The 18,573-nt window shown below is 71.6% G+C and carries 17 protein-coding genes; 4 read left to right on the top strand and 13 right to left on the bottom strand.

The annotated features are described in order from the left end of the window. Positions 1–19: 19 nt before the first annotated feature. Together purE and ABZ887_RS12450 are read right to left on the bottom strand one after the other, a co-directional pair. Entirely contained in the window at positions 20–544 is a 525-nt protein-coding gene (purE, locus tag ABZ887_RS12445) for a 5-(carboxyamino)imidazole ribonucleotide mutase (RefSeq protein WP_361286834.1), read from the bottom strand. After that, the gene (locus ABZ887_RS12450; RefSeq protein ID WP_361286837.1) at positions 541–1,680 is read right to left on the bottom strand and encodes a 5-(carboxyamino)imidazole ribonucleotide synthase; all 1,140 of its coding nucleotides are present in this window, start codon (positions 1,678–1,680) and stop codon (positions 541–543) included. The genes purE and ABZ887_RS12450 overlap by 4 nt, the downstream gene beginning before the upstream one ends. Before the next feature lie 206 nt (positions 1,681–1,886). On the opposite strand from ABZ887_RS12450, the gene ABZ887_RS12455 reads away from it, so the two are divergent. Further along, positions 1,887–2,390: a GtrA family protein gene (locus ABZ887_RS12455; RefSeq protein ID WP_361286840.1), complete on the top strand. Its 504-nt coding sequence runs from the start codon at positions 1,887–1,889 to the stop codon at positions 2,388–2,390. A gap of 6 nt (positions 2,391–2,396) precedes the next feature. Here the strand turns inward: ABZ887_RS12455 and ABZ887_RS12460 are convergent, their stop codons facing one another. Together ABZ887_RS12460 and ABZ887_RS12465 are read right to left on the bottom strand one after the other, a co-directional pair. Further along, the gene (locus ABZ887_RS12460; RefSeq protein WP_361286843.1) at positions 2,397–3,668 is read right to left on the bottom strand and encodes an ATP-binding protein; all 1,272 of its coding nucleotides are present in this window, start codon (positions 3,666–3,668) and stop codon (positions 2,397–2,399) included. 129 nt (positions 3,669–3,797) lie between these two features. After that, positions 3,798–4,475 carry a response regulator transcription factor gene (locus ABZ887_RS12465; protein ID WP_058928367.1) on the bottom strand — a complete coding sequence of 226 codons (678 nt, stop codon included), beginning with the start codon at positions 4,473–4,475 and terminating at the stop codon, positions 3,798–3,800. A gap of 490 nt (positions 4,476–4,965) precedes the next feature. Between ABZ887_RS12465 and ABZ887_RS12470 the strand changes: the two genes are divergently transcribed. Beyond that, the gene (locus ABZ887_RS12470; protein WP_361286846.1) at positions 4,966–6,462 is read left to right on the top strand and encodes an oligopeptide:H+ symporter; all 1,497 of its coding nucleotides are present in this window, start codon (positions 4,966–4,968) and stop codon (positions 6,460–6,462) included. Between the two features lie 109 nt (positions 6,463–6,571). Here ABZ887_RS12470 and ABZ887_RS12475 read toward each other — a convergent pair whose 3' ends face one another. The 6 genes from ABZ887_RS12475 to ABZ887_RS12500 form a co-directional block, all read right to left on the bottom strand. Continuing rightward, positions 6,572–7,882, bottom strand: coding sequence for a hypothetical protein (locus ABZ887_RS12475; RefSeq protein ID WP_361286849.1), 1,311 nt, complete (start codon positions 7,880–7,882; stop codon positions 6,572–6,574). A gap of 2 nt (positions 7,883–7,884) precedes the next feature. Next, positions 7,885–8,898, bottom strand: coding sequence for a hypothetical protein (locus tag ABZ887_RS12480; RefSeq protein ID WP_361287342.1), 1,014 nt, complete (start codon positions 8,896–8,898; stop codon positions 7,885–7,887). Between the two features lie 56 nt (positions 8,899–8,954). Then, entirely contained in the window at positions 8,955–9,815 is an 861-nt protein-coding gene (locus ABZ887_RS12485) for a hypothetical protein (protein WP_361286852.1), read from the bottom strand. 28 nt (positions 9,816–9,843) lie between these two features. After that, entirely contained in the window at positions 9,844–10,527 is a 684-nt protein-coding gene (locus ABZ887_RS12490; RefSeq protein ID WP_361286855.1) for an LPXTG cell wall anchor domain-containing protein, read from the bottom strand. A 237-nt stretch (positions 10,528–10,764) separates the two neighbouring features. After that, complete coding sequence (locus tag ABZ887_RS12495; protein ID WP_361286858.1) at positions 10,765–11,283, bottom strand: ATP-binding protein; 519 nt, start codon at positions 11,281–11,283, stop codon at positions 10,765–10,767. 196 nt (positions 11,284–11,479) lie between these two features. Next, entirely contained in the window at positions 11,480–11,875 is a 396-nt protein-coding gene (locus ABZ887_RS12500; protein ID WP_361286860.1) for an STAS domain-containing protein, read from the bottom strand. Between the two features lie 306 nt (positions 11,876–12,181). Between ABZ887_RS12500 and ABZ887_RS12505 the strand changes: the two genes are divergently transcribed. Then, positions 12,182–13,075 carry an RNA polymerase sigma factor SigF gene (locus ABZ887_RS12505; protein WP_361286863.1) on the top strand — a complete coding sequence of 298 codons (894 nt, stop codon included), beginning with the start codon at positions 12,182–12,184 and terminating at the stop codon, positions 13,073–13,075. Between the two features lie 148 nt (positions 13,076–13,223). Continuing rightward, positions 13,224–14,723 (top strand): RICIN domain-containing protein, encoded by a 1,500-nt coding sequence (locus tag ABZ887_RS12510; RefSeq protein WP_361286866.1) that lies wholly within the window; start codon positions 13,224–13,226, stop codon positions 14,721–14,723. 1 nt (position 14,724) lies between these two features. Here the strand turns inward: ABZ887_RS12510 and hutI are convergent, their stop codons facing one another. Genes hutI through ABZ887_RS12525 form a run of 3 tightly spaced genes read right to left on the bottom strand, consistent with a single transcriptional unit; the run spans position 14,725 to position 18,493 of the window. After that, positions 14,725–15,903 carry an imidazolonepropionase gene (hutI, locus tag ABZ887_RS12515; protein ID WP_361286869.1) on the bottom strand — a complete coding sequence of 393 codons (1,179 nt, stop codon included), beginning with the start codon at positions 15,901–15,903 and terminating at the stop codon, positions 14,725–14,727. Positions 15,904–15,938: 35 nt separating this feature from the next. After that, positions 15,939–17,300 (bottom strand): formimidoylglutamate deiminase, encoded by a 1,362-nt coding sequence (locus ABZ887_RS12520; protein ID WP_361287344.1) that lies wholly within the window; start codon positions 17,298–17,300, stop codon positions 15,939–15,941. Beyond that, positions 17,291–18,493, bottom strand: a complete 1,203-nt coding sequence (locus tag ABZ887_RS12525) for an allantoate amidohydrolase (protein WP_361286872.1) — start codon at positions 18,491–18,493, stop codon at positions 17,291–17,293. The genes ABZ887_RS12520 and ABZ887_RS12525 overlap by 10 nt, the downstream gene beginning before the upstream one ends. Positions 18,494–18,573: the final 80 nt, after the last annotated feature.

An 18,573-nucleotide genomic window follows, 5' to 3' on the forward strand; every position in this document is an offset into this window, starting at 1 on the left:
CGTATTGCTTCCCGGAGTCCTACTTGCCGAAGCCGAAGCCGTTCGACCCACCGTCGACCTTGGCCCGCAGCCGCTTGCCCTTCTCGGTGGCCTGGTCGTTGAGGTCCTGCTGGAAGTCCCGCATCTTCTGCAGCAGGTCCTCGTCGTGCGCGGCGAGGATCCGGGCGGCCAGCAGGCCCGCGTTGCGGGCACCGGCGACCGAGACCGCGGCGACCGGGACACCGGCCGGCATCTGCACGATGGAGAGCAGCGAGTCCATGCCGTCCAGGTACTTCAGCGGGACGGGCACGCCGATGACCGGGAGGGGGGTCACGGAGGCGAGCATGCCCGGGAGGTGGGCCGCTCCCCCGGCACCCGCGATGATCACCTTCAGACCGCGCTCGGCGGCCTGCTCGCCGTACGTCACCATCTCGCGCGGCATGCGGTGCGCGGAGACGACGTCGACCTCGTACGCGATCTCGAACTCGTCGAGGGCCTGGGCGGCGGCCTCCATGACGGGCCAGTCGGAGTCCGAACCCATGACGATGCCAACAAGGGGGCTCATTCGGTGATCGTGCCTCTCAGGTAGCCGGCAGCGTGACGTGCGCGCTCGAGAACGTCGTCCAGGTCGTCGCCGTAGGTGTTGACGTGGCCGACCTTGCGGCCGGGCTTCACGTCCTTGCCGTACATGTGGATCTTCAGTTTGGGGTCGCGGGCCATGCAGTGCAGGTACGCGGAGTACATGTCCGGGTAGTCGCCGCCGAGGACGTTGACCATGACCGTCCACTTCGCGCGCGGGCGCGGGTCGCCCAGGGGCAGGTCGAGGACCGCCCGGACGTGGTTGGCGAACTGGCTGGTGATCGCGCCGTCCTGGCTCCAGTGGCCGGAGTTGTGCGGGCGCATCGCCAGCTCGTTGACGAGGATGCGGCCGTCGCGGGTCTGGAACAGCTCGACGGCCAGGTGACCGACCACGCCCAGTTCCTTGGCGATCCGCAGGGCCATCTCCTCGGCCTGCAGGGCCAGGGACTCGTCGAGGTCGGGAGCGGGCGCGACGACCGTGTCGCAGACGCCGTTCACCTGCTGGGACTCGACCACCGGATAGGCGACGGCCTGGCCGTGCGGGGAGCGCACGACGTTGGCGGCGAGCTCGCGGACGTAGTCGACCTTCTCCTCGGCGAGGACGGGCACACCCGCCCGGAAGGGGTCGGTGGCCTCCTCGGCCGTCTCCACCACCCACACGCCCTTGCCGTCGTAGCCGCCGCGCACGGTCTTCAGGACGACGGGGAAGCCGTCGCCCTCGGCCGCGAAGCGGACCACGTCCTCCGCGTCGGCCACGATCCGGTGCCGGGGGCACGGCACGCCGATCGCGTCGAGCTTCGCCCGCATCACGCCCTTGTCCTGGGCGTGCACCAGCGCGTCGGGACCGGGGCGCACGGGGATGCCGTCCGCCTCCAGGGCCCGCAGGTGCTCGGTGGGCACGTGCTCGTGATCGAAGGTGATCACGTCGCAGCCCTGCGCGAAGGCACGCAGCGTGTCCAGGTCGCGGTAGTCGCCGATGACGACATCGCTCACCACCTGGGCCGCCGAGTCCTGAGGGGTGTCACTGAGGAGCTTGAACCTGATGCCCAACGGGATGCCCGCCTCGTGTGTCATACGAGCGAGCTGGCCACCGCCGACCATGCCGACTACCGGGAACGTCACGCCCCTAGGGTATCGGCCGCGCCAGGGTGGCCGGTTTCCGTGCCCTCGACCACGGCTCTTACCTGCCGCTTCGCCGCCTCTTGCCCCGCTTTTCCGGTGCTCTTTCCAAGCCGTTCCCGACCTGTGTCGCCATCCACAGGCGTGGGACATACTGGGTCGTTAGAGTGGCTGGGTCGCAATACCTACGGACGGGAGCCCTCACAACCATGGAACGTGGTTCCTCGGGGCTGCAACGGCTCGTACGCGAGGTCGCCAAATTCGGCGCGGTCGGCGGGGCCGGCATTCTCGTCAATCTCGGCGTCTTCAACGTGGTCCGGCACGTCACCGACCTGCCGGTGGTGCGGGCCAGCGTCATAGCGACCGTCGTCGCCATCATCTTCAATTACCTCGGTTTCCGCTACTGGACGTACCGGGACCGCGAGAAGAGCGGCCGCACCAAGGAACTCACCCTGTTCCTGCTGTTCAGCGCGGTCGGCCTGGTGATCGAGAACGGTCTGCTGTATCTCGCCACCTACGGCTTCGGCTGGGACAGCCCGCTGCAGAGCAACGTCTTCAAGTTCGTCGGCATCGGCGTGGCGACGCTGTTCCGTTTCTGGTCGTACCGCACCTGGGTGTTCAAGGCGCTGCCGGCCCGCGAGACGGTCGCGGACGCGGAGGCGATCCTGGAGCGGGCCGCCGACACCGAGAAGCCCAGGCAGCGGGTCCGCTAGAACGCCTCAGCGCACCATGGGCAGGTCCTCTTCCGGCTTGTGCGCCGGCGGGGTGCGGGACAGGAACAGGCCGAACACCGGCGGCTGGGCCTGGAGCAGCTCCAGGCGGCCCCCGTCGGCCTCCGCGAGGTCACGCGCGACGGCCAGCCCGATCCCGGTGGAGTTCCGGCCGCTGATGGTCCGCTCGAAGATGCGGTTGCCGAGATCGGCCGGCACCCCGGCCCCCTCGTCCGTCACCTCCACCACGGCCTGGTTGCCGGTCACCCTGGTCCGCAGGGCGACCGTGCCGCCGCCGTGCATCAGCGAGTTCTCGATCAGCGCGGCCAGCACCTGCGCCACCGCGCCCGGGGTACCCACCGCCCGCAGATGCCGCTTGCCGGAGTTGACGATCGCCCGGCCGGAACTGCGGTAGGCGGGCCGCCACTCGGCGAGCTGCTGCTGGATGACCTCGTCCAGGTCGAAGGAGACGGCGGAGCCGGTGCGCGGGTCGCGGGAGTTCGTCAGCAGCCGTTCCACCACGTCCGTCAACCGCTCCACCTGCGTCAGCGCGACGTTCGCCTCCTCCTTCACGGTGTCCGGGTCGTCGGTGAGGGTGATCTCCTCAAGCCGCATGGACAGCGCGGTCAGGGGCGTGCGCAGCTGGTGGGAGGCGTCGGCTGCCAGCCGCCGCTCCGCGGTGAGCATCCGCCCGATCCGCTCGGCGGAGGAGTCCAGCACGTCCGCGACCCGGTCCAGCTCCGGCACCCCGTACCGCTTGTGCCGGGGCCGCGGATCACCGGATCCCAGCCGCTCGGCGGTCTCGGCGAGGTCGGTCAGCGGGGAGGCGAGCCGGTTGGCCTGCCGGATGGCGAGCAGCACGGCGGCGATCACGGCGAGCAGCGCGACGGCCCCGATGATCAGCAGCGTACGGCCGACCTCCCGGGTCACCGTCGACCGCGGCTCCTGGACGGTGACCGTCTCGCCTTCCTCACCGTCGGCCGTGTAGTGGATGACATCGCCCTCGGGCTTGACCCCGAGCTCGATCGCCGGCTTGCCCGGGATCCGGATGACGGCGTACTGCTCCTTGCCGACCTGGCTCCGCAGTATCTCGGCGGTGACGGCCTCGTCCCCGAGGATCCGGCTGTCGACGATGCTGGCGAGACGGAGCGCCTCGGAGTCGACACGTTCCTGGGCACTGTTGCTGATGGTGCGCGACTCGACGATGACGAGAGAGACGCCGAAGACAGCGATGACGACGAGTACGACGGCGAGGGTGGACTGAATCAGACGACGACGCACAGCACTCTCCGGGAAACGGCGACTTCAGCGCGCCCCTTCAGGGGCGCGGGGAACTGCGCGACCAGCCCACGACGACAGCCAGTCGCGCACACCACACCAGCCACCCACGGCGCAACGCGCGTAGCCGACCTAGCTCTTCTCGAACCGGAACCCGACACCACGCACAGTAGCGATGTACCGGGGGTTCGCCGCATCGTCGCCGAGCTTCTTGCGCAGCCACGAGATGTGCATGTCGAGCGTCTTGGTCGACGACCACCACGTCGTGTCCCAGACCTCCCGCATCAGCTGGTCCCGCGTGACGACCCGCCCCGCGTCCCGCACCAGCACCCGCAGCAGGTCGAACTCCTTCGCGGTGAGCTGGAGTTCCTCGTCGCCCATCCACGCCCGGTGCGACTCCACGTCGATCCGGACCCCGTGCGTGGCCGGCGGCTGCGCCGGCTCCGCCGCACCGCGCCGCAGCAGCGCCCGGACCCGGGCGAGCAGTTCGGCGAGCCGGAACGGCTTGGTGACGTAGTCGTCGGCGCCGGCGTCGAGACCGACGACGGTGTCCACCTCGTCGGCCCGCGCGGTCAGGATGAGGATCGGCACGGTGTGGCCCTCGGCACGCAGCCGACGCGCCACCTCGAGGCCGTCCATGCCGGGCAGCCCGAGGTCCAGCACGACCAGGTCGACGCCGCCCTGCATTCCGGCGTCGAGCGCGGTGGGTCCGTCCTCGCGCACCTCCACCTCGTAACCTTCCCGGCGCAGTGCGCGGGCCAGCGGCTCCGAGATGGACGCGTCGTCCTCGGCGAGCAGTACACGGGTCATGGGGTGATGGTAGTCCGATTACGCGCAGTACTGGAGTGTGATCGGCACCAGGGATTCTTACCTTGGGGCACAGTGGTACGAACCTATGGGCGAAAGGTGCGATCGTAGGAGGGACCTTCGAAACCGGGTGCGAGGTTCCGCCGACACCTGTGATCCCTGTCTCAAGTCCTTCCATATCCGGCAGTGTCCTGACGTACAGTGACGTGAACGCCTGTAGTACACCCGGTGACCTTTGGTGGGAATGTCGCACTGAAGGTCTCTTTTGTGTGCGGGCTGGCCTGGCCAGCCTCGAAAGGAATGACCTCTGGCCGGGCTCCGGACGCGACACAGCGTCACGGGGCGTGGATCCCGGTGGTCGCCGTCCGCCGCTCCGTGATCCGGAGCGGACTCCCCTGGGCGTGGGGTGGACGGTCCGACCCGCCGGTGCCGGCCGCTCCCCCCACGGGCGCGCACAGCCCCACCGCGCGTCCCGACCAGCAAGGAACGACCCATGGCGTCCAGCCTGACGAAGGACTCGGTCCGACCGGGCACCCCCGGTTCCGAGAAGACCTTCTTCGGCCACCCCCGCGGACTGGCCACTCTCTTCATGACCGAGATGTGGGAGCGGTTCTCCTACTACGGCATGAAGGCCCTGCTCCCGCTGTACCTGGTCGCTCCCGGCGGCCTGCACATGAGCGCGGCCACGGCGACGGCGATCTACTCCGTCTACCTGTCGCTCGTGTACCTGCTCGCCCTGCCGGGCGGCTGGTTCGCCGACCGGGTCCTCGGCCCCCGCAAGACGGTCGCCGTCGCCGGCACGATCATCATGCTCGGCCACCTGACGCTGGCGCTGCCCAGCTCCGGCACCTTCTTCGCGGGCCTCGGCCTGGTCGCCATAGGCTCAGGCCTGCTGAAGGCCAACATCTCCACGATGGTCGGCCACCTGTACGACGGTCCGGACGACCCGCGCCGCGACGGTGGCTTCACGCTCTTCTACATCGGCATCAACCTGGGCGCGTTCGCCGCGCCGCTGGTCATCGGCACGGTCGGCGAGAACTACAACTGGCACATCGGCTTCGCGCTGGCCGCGCTCGGCATGGCGCTGGGTCTCGCCCAGTTCCTGCTCGGCACGCGCCACCTGAGCTCGCGCTCGGACATCGTCCCGACGCCGCTGTCCGCCGCGGAGAAGAAGGCGACGCTGACGAAGGCCGGCTTCTGGGCCGCCGTCGCCGCGGTCTTCTACGTCGTCGTGGGTGTGTCCGGCGTCTACACGCTGAACTGGCTGCTGGTCCCGATCACGATCGCCGGTCTGGTGATCCCGGTCGTCGTCATCGCCCGCATCAAGCGCGACAAGGACCTGGACCGCGCCGAGCAGGGCAAGATGAGCGCCTACATCTGGTTCTTCGTGGCCGCGGCCGTCTTCTGGATGATCTACGACCAGGGCGGCTCGACCGTCTCCCTGTTCGCCGACGCCTCCGCCAAGAACACCGTCTTCGGCTGGAACTTCCCGGTCTCCTGGTACCAGTCCGTCAACCCGGTCATGATCATGGCGTTCGCGCCGGTCTTCGCCTGGGCGTGGCTGGCGATGGCCCGCCGGGGCAAGGAGCCGAGCACCGCGGTGAAGTTCGCGGGTGGTCTGGTGCTGATCGGTGCGTCGTTCTTCCTGTTCCTCGCGCCGCTGTCGATCGCCGACGGTGGTCACAAGGCCGCGGCGATGTGGCTGGTCGGGATCTACTTCGTGCAGACCGTGGGTGAGCTGATGCTGTCCCCGGTGGGTCTGTCCGTGACGACCAAGATGGCTCCGGCGAAGTACGCGTCCCAGATGATGGGTGTGTGGTTCCTCGCGGTCACCGCGGGTGACGCGACGACCGGTCTGCTGTCCATCGCGGGTGTCGACCTGAACAAGACGGGGATCGTGACGTTCCAGGCGGTGCTCGCCGTGGTCGCCGGTGTGGCTGTGTGGCTGTACCGGAAGAAGGTTCGGGAGCTCATGGGAGACGTTCACTGATCGTCTTCTGACAGAGGGCCACCGGGATTCTGGATTCCGGTGGCCCTCTTGCGTTGTCGGCTGTCCGTCGTGTGTGGCTGGTCGCGCAGTTCCCCGCGCCCCTAAAAAATCAGCGCGTCCTCTTTCGAGGCATGAACGTGAACACAGCGCCGCCCAAGAGGATCGCGGTGCCCGCCACCAGACCGAGTGCCTTCAGTGCGCCGTTGCTGCTGTCGCCCGTCTCCGCCAGGCCGCCGCTGCTGCTCGAACTGCTGGATGAACTGCCCGACGTCGTCGAACCCGACGCGCCGCTCGCCTGCTCCGTCGTGTCCAGGGTCAGGGAGACCGCCGTCTTCGTCGGCGTGCACGTCGTGGTCGTGCCGAGGGCCTCGACCGTCAGGACGCCCGGCGACAGCGTCGACTCGCCGCTCGCCCCCGGCTTGTACGTGCCCGTCAGGTCCGGGATCTCGATCGGGTCGCCGGACTTGATCGCGGAGGAGTTGGTGGGGCCCTCCACATGGACCGTGCCCGTGTCGGCGCCGCCCAGGACCACCTCCATCGACGGTTTCACCGAGTCAGCCGGGATGTCGGCGGGACTGTCCATGACCGAGCCGTTGAACTGCACGGTGAGGTCGAAGCTGCCGCCGTCCTTCTTGGCGTTGATCTGCACCGGCGAGGTCGCGCTCTTGTCGCCGATGGGCGTCTTGCAGGCGTAGGGGATCTCGACCTCCTTGCCCGTGAAGTCGGTCTGGCCGCTGCCCGTGCCGTCGGAGGCGGACGCGGAGGCCGACGCCGACGCCGAGTCGGAGGGGGACGCCGACGCCGAGTCGGACGGGCTCGCCGAGGCCGAGGCCGAGGTGCTGTCCGACGGGGACGCCGACTCGCTCGAACCGGTTCCGGTCACCTCGATCGTCGCCGCCTTCGGCACCGTCCCCGTCGGGGTGCACACGGTGTCCGTCCCGTAGGCGTTGACCGTGTACGCGTCCGGCGTGAGCGTCACCTCGCCGGGAGACGTCAGTTTCAGGGTGCCCGTCATGTCGGACAGCACCATGTCGCCGCCCTTGGGGATCGCCGGGTTCTCGCGCGGCCCCTGCATGGCGATGTCGGCGGTCTGGGCGCCGGCCGCCTTGAGCGTGCCGGACGGCTGGACGGTGTTCGCGGGCAGGTCGATGATGTCCGGGTTCTTGGACGCGGCCTGCACGAACTTCCAGGTGATGTCGACGGTGTCGCCGACCTTCGCCGTGGCGGGTGCGGTGATCTCGACCTTCGTGGTCCCGTCGATCGGGTCGGCGACCCCGGCGGGCGGTACGCAGTGCGTCGCGAACGACACCTCGGCCGCCTGGGCCGGGCCGGCGGCCGCGCCCAGCAGCGCGCCGGCCCCGGCGAGGACCAACGCGGCCGCCGCCGCACCCGCTCTGACCGGTGTCACTCTCCTTCGCATGATCACGTGGATCCTTTCGTGGTCGGAGTCGTGGGACTCGTGGAGCTGTCGTCGTGCGGTGCGGAGAGCCGGCCGGCCGTGGCGCCCGGATCGGAGTCCGGGGTGAACCACGGCAGGGTGGAGGTCGTGGCGGTCGTCGAGGGCGCGGGCTCGGGGGTGCGCAGGTGCGGCACCCGGAAGACCGGGCGGGGCAGTCCCCGGTGGCGGACACCGCCGGCGCGGGGCGGCCGTATCCGGTCCACCACCGCCATGCCGATGCGGAAGACCGCGGCCGGGACGACCACGCAGAGCAGGAGCCAGAAGAGGGTCACGCCCCAGGGGCGGCCGACGCCCCAGGGCTGCTCGGCGAGGACCTTGCCGTCGTACCTGAGGGAGACGTTGTAGTCGCCGTGCGCCCCGGCGGAGAGTTCGACGGGCAGTTTGACCTGCGCCTTCTTGCCGGGCGCGAGGGTTCCGTGCCACTGCTGCTCGTCCCACTGGGGGGCGAACACGCCGTGTGCGGTGCCGACCTGGAAGACGGGGTCCTTCAGGGTGGAGGTGCCCGCGTTGCCGATGGTGAAGACGAGGGTGCGGGAGGGGGGCGCGCCGAACCAGGTCAGCAGGCCCGAGGAACCGTCGAGACGGGTGTCGGTGAGCATCGACAGACGGCCGCCGGTGGACTCGGCGGGCAGCGCCTTGACGGGGTGTCCGGCGACCTTGAAGGCGGCGTCCGCGGTGGCGGTCGCGCCGGTGACGGTGGCCACGTGCACCACGCAGGGGCAGGGCACCGGCGGTTCGGAGACCGGGAGTTCCTTGCTGAAGCCGCCGTTCGCGTCGGTGGTGACGGCCCGTCCGTCGGCGTTGGCGCAGGAGTTGGTGCCGCCGATCACGCCCCGGGACGGGCTGGACCGGCCGCAGACCAGCATCATCAGCAGGGTGTGCGGCCGCCAGCCGGTGCCGCTGACGGTGACCGAACCGCCGGTTCCGGCCTGGGACTTGGAGACCCTGACGGTCGGCCCGCCGGCGGCTGCCGCCATGGGCGCCGCCAGGAACAGCGAGAACACCGCCGTCAGTATCAGGAACGCCCGCACCCTCACCTCACCGCTCCCGTCAACTCGGCTTTCGTGGATAGGGGTTCGGCCGCGTGGCCGGCGCGGCGCCGGCGCAGTCGTACGACCGTCACAGCGGCGCCTGCCGTCAGCGCGCCCGCGGTTCCCGCCACCGCGCCCCAGGGCACGAACCGTGCCCGCGTGCTCGCCGTGTCCTGGGCACCGCCCGCCGCCGTCGCCGTCAGGCGGACGTCGACGGCGTCCAAGGCCGGGTGGCCGGGCCAGGGCTCGCTGAGTGCGGTGCGGCTGCCGGGGGCGAGGCGGACCGGGAGGGGGCGCGGGGCCCGGTCCAGGAGGTCGCGGCCGAAGACTCCCTCGGCGTGCACGGCCAGCTTCGGTACCAGGACCGTCGTACCCCGGTTGACCAGCTCGTACGTGATGCGGTCACCGTGGACGGCGACGTGTTCGACGGTCAGCGCGGAGAGCGCAGGGCCGCCGACGCGCAGCCGGACCCGGACGGTGGCGGTGCGGCCGTCGGCGTCCTTCGCGACGAGCGTGCCGGAGCGGTCGCCGGGGGCCGCGCCCGTCGGGACGGTCACCGTGAAGGGGACGTCGGCGCGGGTGCGGGCGGGGACCCGGACGGCCGGTTCGGCGAAGGTCACCGGGACGCCGGTGCCGATACCGATGCTTGTCAGCCGTACCGTGACCGGGTGGCCGCCGGGGTTGGTCACCGACACGGTGTCCTGGAGGACCGCTCCGGGGGCGCCCTCGGCGTAGAAGGAGGGGCGCCCGTCGCCCGCGGGCGCGAGGGACCAGCCCGTGGCCGCCGACGCGCGCGGGGCGGTGGCGAACAGGGTCAGCACGGTGACGCCGAGGACACGGGCGGCGGTCTGGGCGGACGGCATGGGCGGCTCCAGCGGTCGGACCCGGAGGTCAGCGGCGTACGGTCTGGTTCCGCCGGGTCAGCCAGAGCGTGCCGGCCGCGCCCGCGAGCAGCACGGTGCCGCCCAGGGTGCCGAGGGCGACGAACGAGTCCTCGGGGCCGGTCTTCGGGAGGGTGCCTCCGGAGTCGGTGCCGGTGCCGCCGGACGACGACGATCCGGAACTGCCGGAACTGCTCGAACCGCCGCCCGCCGCGGTCACGTCCAGGGTCAGGGACGGGCCGGGGTTGTTGGTGGGGGTGCAGGTGGTCGTCGTACCGAGCGCCTTGATGGTGAGCGTGCCCGCCGTGAACGTCACCTTGCCGGACTTCTCCGGGGTGTAGGTGCCGCTCAAGTCGTTGATCTTGATGGGGGTGTTGGCGGGGATCGCGGCCTGGTTGGCGCTGCCGGTGACGTTCAGGGTGCCGCTGTCGGCGCCGCCGAGCTTGATGGTGGCGCTCGGGTTCATCGCGCCCTTGCCGAGTTCGACGGGGCTGGAGGAGACGCCCTTCTGCCAGGACATCGTGATCTTGTAGCCGCTGCCGCTCTTGACGCCCGTGATGTCGATCGGGGAGACGGCGCTCTTGTCCCCGATCGGCGTCTTGCAGTGGTAGTTGACGTTCACGACGGTGGCGTGCGCCGCCGGGGCGCCGAGCAGCACCGCCGACCCGGCCAGGGCGGCGGCGGACACGAGCACGGCGGTACGTTTCGGGTACGACGACACGGTCGGTCCACCCCATTCGCTACTGACGAGGTATCAGATTCGGCCGTCAAGGTACGCCGGGGCCCATAAGGAGGGAAGAGAAAGGGCGTGGCGGAAGTGTGGCGATGCCAAAGCGCCCCGTGAGCTGTAGCGCCCCGTAAGGGGCGCGGGGAACTGCGCGACAAGCCCCCACCGGCGGAAAGCCGCAAAACAACCCAACGCGGCGCCCTCTTACGCCGGTGCCCCCAACTCCGCCCACACGGTCTTCCCGGCCGCCCCGGCCGTCCGCACAACCCCCCAGTCCAGACACAGCCGTTGCACGATGAACATCCCGTGCCCCCCCGGCCGCCCCGCCCGATGCGGCGTCCGCGGCGCCGGCTGCCCGGCCCCCCGGTCGGACACCTCCACCCGGATCACCTTCCGGTCGCAGGCCAGGAACAGCTCCTCCGGCCCCTCCGCATGCAGGCACGCGTTCGTGACGAGCTCGGAGACGACGAGCAGCACGTCCTCGGCGGCGGCCCTGCGGTCGGCGGTCGCGGCCGGCAGCCATCCCCACGCGTACAGCGCCTCGCGGGCGAAGTCGCGGGCGAGCGGTACGACCCCGCTCTCGCCGTGCAGGCGCAGCCTGCGGACCTGACGACCCCCCGTCGAGGCGGGCGGCTCGTCGGACGCCGCCTCCCCGGACATCCCGGAAGCGCCGCCGGGCTCCGGGCCGAGGTCGCCCGGCGGGTAAGGCCGGGTGGTGCTCATCAGCGCTTCACCTCACCGTTTCACCGGTTCACGATTCAAAAGTTCGCGTTGCTGCAGTGTGGTACGGGCCGGTCGGCGCGCTCCACTCAGACGTGGCCGGGTGGGGCACCGGCAGATCCAGAATCTCTCCTGCCCGAGCGATCCCCGGGAACACCCCCGGAACACCCTCCGGTTCCGGACGCCGGGCGGGCCGGGCTCAGCCCGTGCCGCCGGACCCGCCGTCCTCGTCGGCCAGCGCGGCCTCGACGGAGTCGTGGACGGTGAAGACCGCCTCGGCCCCGGTGATCTCGAAGACCCGGGCGACGACGGGCAGCATCCCGGCGAGGTGCACCCCGCCCCCGGCGGCCTCGGCCCGCAGCCGGGCGCCGAGCAGCACGTTCAGGCCGGTGGAGTCGCAGAACTCGAGGCGTGAGCAGTCGACGACGAGGCGTGCGAACCCCTTGCCGAGGAGATCGTCGAGCGGTTCGCGCAGCAGGTCGGCGGTGTGGTGATCGAGCTCACCCGCCGGGGTCACCACGGCGCTGGAGCCTGCTTCCCGCACCTCCACCAGCAGCCGGCCCGACTGTGCGCTGCCGACCGTCCCGTGGTCCATTGACGTCTCTCTCCCGAGGTCGTGACCGCTTCCGCCACCGTCCGGACCGATGTCCGACGATGCCCGCCCATGTCCGCCGAACGCCTTGGCGACGCCCTCGAACATTACGCCTTCTGCACGCAACCCGACACCTGAACAACCTCTCAAAACATGACACACAGTAATAGAACGGACTTGCGAGTGGCTCGGCGCAGCCGGTAGGGCTAGTAGGGACACGCAACCGACACGGCCGGCTTTGGAGGCGCCGCACACCGCAGTGCACGCACGGCTTCGGCAGCCTCATCGCCGAGAACGACGGAGGACACCATGTCACCCCGGCTCGACGCCTCGCCCACCCCGACCGCGACGTCGACACCCCCACCGGAACCACTGGATGCCATCGAGGGATTCCCCGCGGAACTCGGACTCCCGGAGATCCCCCCGTACGACGAGGTCGACGCGGTCGACGCGCGGGCCCTGTCCAAGACCCTCTTCGAGCGGCTGGAGTCGCTGGAGGAAGGCACCCGCGCGTACTCGTACGTCCGCAACACCCTCGTCGAACTGAACCTCGCGCTGGTCAGGTTCGCCGCCTCCCGCTTCCGCTCCCGCAGCGAGCCGATGGAGGACATCGTCCAGGTCGGCACCATCGGCCTGATCAAGGCGATCGACCGCTTCGAGCTCTCCCGGGGCGTGGAGTTCCCCACCTTCGCGATGCCGACGATCATCGGCGAGATCAAGCGCTTCTTCCGTGACACGTCGTGGTCGGTACGCGTCCCGCGCCGCCTCCAGGAGCTCCGGCTCGACCTCGCCAAGGCGGGCGACGAACTGGCCCAGGAACTGGACCGCGCCCCCACCGTCGCGGAACTCGCCGAACGCCTCGGCCTCTCCCACGACGAGGTCGTCGAGGGCATGGCGGCCTCCAACGCCTACACCGCCTCCTCCCTGGACGCGCAACCCGAGGAGGACGAGTCCGAGGGCGCCCTGGCGGACCGCATCGGCTACGAGGACCACGGCCTGGAGGGCATCGAGTACATCGAGTCCCTGAAGCCCCTCATCGCCGAACTCCCGCCCAGGGACCGCACCATCCTCTCCCTCCGCTTCGTCGCGGGGATGACCCAGTCGGAGATCGGCGAGGAACTCGGGATCTCCCAGATGCACGTCTCCCGCCTGCTGTCCCGCACCCTCGTACAGCTGCGCAGGGCGCTGACACTGGAGGAATAGCCCCGGCCGGACCGCCCCGCCGCCGGGGCGAGGGGAATCCCCCCGTCCCGGCCCGCCGCGTCTTTGGCCAAAGCTCCCCCGCTACCGCGAGTCACACCCCAAACTGGCCGGTACGTCAGCAAGGACGGCCCGCGAGAAGGGGTGCACGATGGTCCAGGACATCCAGGGCGACCCGCCCTCGGACGCACGCCTGACCGAACTCCTGCGCACCCCCACGGCCACCGCCTACCCCGCCCTCCAGGAACTCCGCTCCCGCCACCACCCCGCGGTCCTCGCCCACGCCCGCCTCTGCACGGCCGGCGACGCGGCGGCCCGCCGGCTCACCGCGCAGACCTTCACCACCGCCGCCCGCGACATCGCGCACGGCGCCGAACCGGTCGTACCGCTCCGCCACCACCTGCTCCTGCTCACCGCCCGGCTGGCCGCCGACTGGGCGCACGACGGACACTCCGCCGCCCTGGACGCCACCCTCCTGCTGGTCCTGAACTCCTCCGGCGTCCCCGGCGGCCAGACCCCGCCCCTGCTCCCGGCGTTCCAGTCCCTGCCGTCCCGCACCCAGGGCCTGCTCTGGTACGCCGTGCTGGACCGGGAGCCCGCCGAACGGACCGCCACGTACCTGGGCCTGACCCCCGAGGACGTCCGGTACGACACCCCGTCCGCCGTCCAGGCCCTGGCCCAGGCCTGCCTGCGCAGCCGCCTGGCCGCCTCGGACGACCCCCGCTGTGCGGACTTCCGTCGCCTGATCGAGGAGTCGGTCCGCCCGGAGAACCCCCGCCACAGCCCCGACCTGCACGCGCACATGGCCCACTGCCCGCACTGCACGGCCGCGTTCGAGGACCTCACCGCGCTCCGGGACGCCCCGCGCGAGACCCTGGCGGAGGGTCTGCTGCCGTGGGCCGGAACGGCGTACGCACACCAGGACACCCCGCCGCCCCTTCCCTCCGACCCTGCCCCGCCCCGGCAGCGCCGCCTCCGGTCCCGGCGCCTCCTCCTCACCTCCACGGCACTGGGCGTGGCCCTCGTACCGCTGCTGCTGGTCCTCCTGGCCCACCGGGACACGCACGCCCCGGACCCGGCGGCCGCGACCCCGCTGCCACCGAGCCCCCAGGTGACCGTGACGGCGACCGTGTCCCCGAGCCCGTCCGGCGCCTCGCCTGCGCCTACGCCGACGCCCACAACCAGTGCTATGTCACATACCCCCACCCGGTCTCCGCGCCCGTCCCCGTCCCCCACCCCCGACCCACCGGGAACGGCCTACGCCCAGGTCGTGAACCTCGCCACCGCCCGCTGCCTGGACGTCCGTGACGGCGACTTCGACAACGGCACCGACGTGATCACGGCCCCCTGCTCCGCCTCCGCCACCCAGCGCTGGCGGGTCGACCCGGACCGGGGCGTCCTGCAGTCCGCCGGGGACCCCGACTTCTGCCTGGACAGCCGGGGTTCCGTCGACAAGGGCGTCGGCATCTGGAGCTGCGACTCGGTGGACGGCGACCACGGCGACAACCTCCGCTTCACCGTGACCCCCGACGGCGAGATCCGCCCGGAAATAGCCCTCGAAACAGCCCTCACCCCGACCGGCGCCGACCAGCTCTCCCTGACCCCGGTCGACGACGGCACGGGCCAGCGCTGGCGGGCAGGGGCGAGCTGAGTCAGCCGACGACCCGGACGCCCTTCCGCCACACCCCACTGACCAGCGGCACCCCCGGCCGGTAGGCCAGGTGGACGTGGCTCGGGGCGTCCAGGAGGAGCAGGTCGGCGTAGGCGCCGGGGGTCAGGCGGCCGATGTCGGTTCGGCGCAGGGCCGCCGCGCCGCCCGCCGTCGCCGACCAGACCGCCTCGTCCGGGGTCATGCGCATGTCCCGTACCGCCAGGGCGATGCAGAAGGGGACGGAGGACGTGAAGGAGGAGCCGGGGTTGCAGTCGGTGGAGAGGGCGACGGTCACGCCGGCGTCGAGGAGACGGCGGGCGTCGGGCCATTCGGCGCGGGTGGAGAACTCGGCGCCGGGGAGGAGGGTGGCGACCGTGCTGCCGCTCGCCAGCGCGTCGACGTCGGCGGCCGTCAGGTGGGTGCAGTGGTCGGCGCTGGCCGCGTCGAGTTCCACGGCGAGCTGGACACCGGGGCCGTAGGAGAGCTGGTTGGCGTGGATGCGCGGGGTCAGGCCCTTGGCCCTGCCCGCGGTGAGGATCGTCCGGGCCTGGTCGCCGTCGAAGGCGCCCTTCTCGCAGAAGACGTCGATCCAACGGGCGTACGGGGCGCAGGCGTCGAGCATCTCGCCGGTGACGAGGGCGACGTAGGCGGCCGGGTCGTCGGCGTGGTCCGGGGAGACGATGTGGGCGCCGAGGTAGGTGACCTCGTCGGTGTGGGCGGCGGCGATGCGCAGGGCGCGGGACTCGTCGGCGACCGTGAGGCCGTAGCCGGACTTGGTCTCGAAGGTGGTGGTGCCCTGGCGGAGCGCCTCGTCGAGGTAACGGGTGAGGTTCCGCTCCAGTTCCTCGTCCGAGGCGGCCCGGGTCGCCGCTACCGTCGTACGGATGCCGCCCGCGGTGTACGACCGGCCGGACATGCGGGCGTTGAACTCCTGGGTGCGGTCGCCCGCGAAGACCAGGTGGGAGTGGGAGTCCACGAAGCCCGGCAGCACCGCCCGGCCGCCCGCGTCGACCCGATTGTCAGTGGCGGGTGCTTTGCTGGATTCACCGGTCCACACGACACGGTCGCCGTCGATGACGACGGCCGCGTCCTGGATCAGACCGAGAGGGGAGTTGTCACCGAGGGAGGGGTCGTTGGTGACCAGCGTGGCGATGTTGGTGATGACGGTGCTGCTGCTCATGATGGCCTCGTCGGAGTCCTTGTGGGGGCTGGTCGTCAGGTACGGAGGGCTTCGACGGCCCGTGCGAGGGCCTGAGGCACATCGGGTACGAGGGTGTGCGCCCCGTCCCGTACGACGTGCCGGCCTCCGACGACCGTGTGCCGTACGTCCGCCGCGGTCGCCGCGAATACGGCCGTCTCGGCGCCCAGCCGCGGTACCGGCCCCGCGGTTCTGACGGAGTCGAGCGCGATCGTCGTCAGGTCGGCGAGCATGCCGGTCTCGATGGTGCCCGCGTCGTCCCAGCCGAGGGCGGCGTGGCCGTCGGCGGAGGCGGCGCGCAGCAGGGCGGCGGCCGTCCAGTGGCCCCGGGTGCGGGTGCGCAGCCGCTCGTTCAGCTCCATCGCGCGCGCCTCTTCGAGCAGGTCGATGACGGCGTGGCTGTCGGAGCCGAGGGAGAGCGGGGAGCCCGCGCGCTGCAGGGCCACGGCCGGTCCGATGCCGTCGGCCAGGTCCCGCTCGGTGGTGGGGCACATGCAGGTGCCGGTGCCGGAGCCGCCGATCAGCGCGATGTCCTCGTCCGTGAGGTGGGTGTTGTGGACGCCCGTGGTGCGCGGGCCGAGGACGCCGTGGTCGGCGAGCAGGCGGGTGGGCGTGCGGCCGTGGGCGGCCAGGCAGGCGTCGTTCTCCGCCGTCTGCTCGGAAAGGTGCACGTGCAGCGGGGCCCGCCGCTGCTCGGCCCAGCCGGCCACGGTCGCCAGCTGCCCGGCGGGCACGGCCCGTACCGAGTGGATCGCCGCCCCGATCCGTGCGTGATCCCGTTCCTTGAGAACTGAACAGCGTTCGGCCCAGGCCTCCGCGCTGCCGTCGGAGAAGCGCAGCTGGTGGGCGTTGGGCGGCTCGCCGCGGTGCTCGCTCAGGATGCCGGAGGAGAGGTAGGCGGTGTCGAGGAGGGTGATCCGGATCCCGGCGTCGGCGGCCGCCGCGATCAGTGCCTCGCCCATGGCGTTGGGGTCGGCGTACGGGGTGCCGCCGGGGGCGTGGTGGACGTAGTGGAACTCGCCGACGCAGGAGACGCCCGCCAGCGCCATCTCGGCGTACACCGCGCGGGCGAGCGCGTGGTAGGTCTCCGGGGTCAGCCGGTCGGCGAAGGAGTACATGACCTCGCGCCAGGTCCAGAAGGTCCCGGAGCCGACCTGGACGGTGCCGCGCAGGGCGCGGTGGAAGGCGTGCGAGTGGGCGTTCGCGAGACCGGGGAGGGTGAGGCCGCGCAGGATCTCGGCCCCGGGCGGCGGCGCGGGCACCTCGGTCCGCACCGCCGTGATCCGGCCGTCGGCCACCTCCACGGCGACGCCCGGCTCGACGTGCGTGTCCAGCCAGGCGTACTCCAACCAGTACGTCGTCCGTGTCGTCACGCGCAGGCCAGCCCTTCCAGTACGTCGGCGAGTGCGCTCACCCCGGCCACGCAGTCGTCCTCGGCCGCGAACTCGGCCGGGGAGTGCGAGACGCCGGTGGGGTTGCGCACGAACAGCATGGCGGTCGGGATGCTCCCCGAGAGGATCCCGGCGTCGTGTCCGGCACCGGTGCCCAGGACGGGCACGGTCAGACCGGTGTCCCGGCCGAGGATGCGGCCCAGCTCGTCCCGCAGGGCGTGGTCGAACTCCACGACCGGTGTGAAGGACTCCCGGACGACGTCGAGGTCGATGCCGTGCGCCTCCGCGTACTCCCGGGCGGCCTTCTCGATGCCGCCGACGACGGTGTCGAGGGTGGCCTGGTCGGCGGCGCGGGAGTCGAGCCAGCCGCGCACCAGGGAGGGGATGGCGTTGACGCCGTTCGGCTCGACGGCGATCTTGCCGAAGGTGGCGACGGCACCGGCGAGTTCGGCCTCGCGGCGGGCGGCGAGCACGGTCTCGGCGTACGACAGCATGGGGTCGCGCCGGTCCACCAGCCGCGTCGTGCCGGCGTGGTTGGCCTCGCCCCGGAAGTCGAACCGCCAGCGGCCGTGCGGCCAGATGGCACTGGCGACGCCCACCCGGTCGCCGGACAGGTCCAGCGCCCGGCCCTGCTCGACGTGCAGTTCGACGAAGGCGCCGATGCGGGCGAGCCGCTCGGGGTCGGGCCCGATGGCGTCGGGGTCGTAGCCGGCGGCCGCCATGGCCTGCGGCAGCGTGATGCCGTCCCCGTCGGTGAGCCGGTGGGCCTGCTCGACGGTGAGGTGCCCCGCGGTCAGCCGGGACCCGACACAGGCGAGCCCGAACCGGGCGCCCTCCTCGTCGCCGAAGTTGACGATGGCGAGGGGCCGGGTGAACTCGGCTCCCCGCCCTCGGAGTTCGTCGAGCGCGGCGAGGGACGACACGACGCCGAGGGGGCCGTCGAAGGCGCCGCCGTCCGGCACGGAGTCCAGATGCGACCCGGTGACGACGGCGTCCCCGGCCGCCGGGTCCCCGAGCCAGGCCCACTGGTTCCCGTTCCGGTCGACCTCGTACACCAGCCCGCGCGCCTCGGCCTGCTCCTGGAACCAGGCCCGGCACTCGGCATCGGCCCCGGTCCAGGCGAACCGCCGGTAGCCGCGGGAGTCGGCGTGCCGCCCGACGGGAAGCAGCTCACGCCACATGGAGTGGAAGGAGGCCGCGCTCCGTACAGACTGCTCAGGCCGCACAGGCTGTGGGCAGTCGTTCCGCAGGGCGGAACGGG

The organism is Streptomyces sp. NPDC047061 (genome assembly GCF_040643955.1).
Classification (GTDB): Bacteria; Actinomycetota; Actinomycetes; order Streptomycetales; family Streptomycetaceae; genus Streptomyces.

Excerpts from the sequence above, each read along its gene's own strand:
- ABZ887_RS12480 (WP_361287342.1), bottom strand. The coding sequence starts at position 8,898 with ATGGCGGCAGCCGCCGGCGGGCCGACCGTCAGGGTCTCCAAGTCCCAG.
- ABZ887_RS12495 (WP_361286858.1), bottom strand. The coding sequence starts at position 11,283 with ATGAGCACCACCCGGCCTTACCCGCCGGGCGACCTCGGCCCGGAGCCC.
- ABZ887_RS12475 (WP_361286849.1), bottom strand. The coding sequence starts at position 7,882 with ATGCGAAGGAGAGTGACACCGGTCAGAGCGGGTGCGGCGGCGGCCGCG.
- ABZ887_RS12525 (WP_361286872.1), bottom strand. The coding sequence starts at position 18,493 with ATGTGGCGTGAGCTGCTTCCCGTCGGGCGGCACGCCGACTCCCGCGGC.
- ABZ887_RS12505 (WP_361286863.1), top strand. The coding sequence starts at position 12,182 with ATGTCACCCCGGCTCGACGCCTCGCCCACCCCGACCGCGACGTCGACA.
- ABZ887_RS12465 (WP_058928367.1), bottom strand. The coding sequence starts at position 4,475 with ATGACCCGTGTACTGCTCGCCGAGGACGACGCGTCCATCTCGGAGCCG.
- hutI (WP_361286869.1), bottom strand. The coding sequence starts at position 15,903 with ATGAGCAGCAGCACCGTCATCACCAACATCGCCACGCTGGTCACCAAC.
- ABZ887_RS12455 (WP_361286840.1), top strand. The coding sequence starts at position 1,887 with ATGGAACGTGGTTCCTCGGGGCTGCAACGGCTCGTACGCGAGGTCGCC.
- ABZ887_RS12500 (WP_361286860.1), bottom strand. The coding sequence starts at position 11,875 with ATGGACCACGGGACGGTCGGCAGCGCACAGTCGGGCCGGCTGCTGGTG.
- purE (WP_361286834.1), bottom strand. The coding sequence starts at position 544 with ATGAGCCCCCTTGTTGGCATCGTCATGGGTTCGGACTCCGACTGGCCC.
- ABZ887_RS12470 (WP_361286846.1), top strand. The coding sequence starts at position 4,966 with ATGGCGTCCAGCCTGACGAAGGACTCGGTCCGACCGGGCACCCCCGGT.
- ABZ887_RS12485 (WP_361286852.1), bottom strand. The coding sequence starts at position 9,815 with ATGCCGTCCGCCCAGACCGCCGCCCGTGTCCTCGGCGTCACCGTGCTG.
- ABZ887_RS12510 (WP_361286866.1), top strand. The coding sequence starts at position 13,224 with ATGGTCCAGGACATCCAGGGCGACCCGCCCTCGGACGCACGCCTGACC.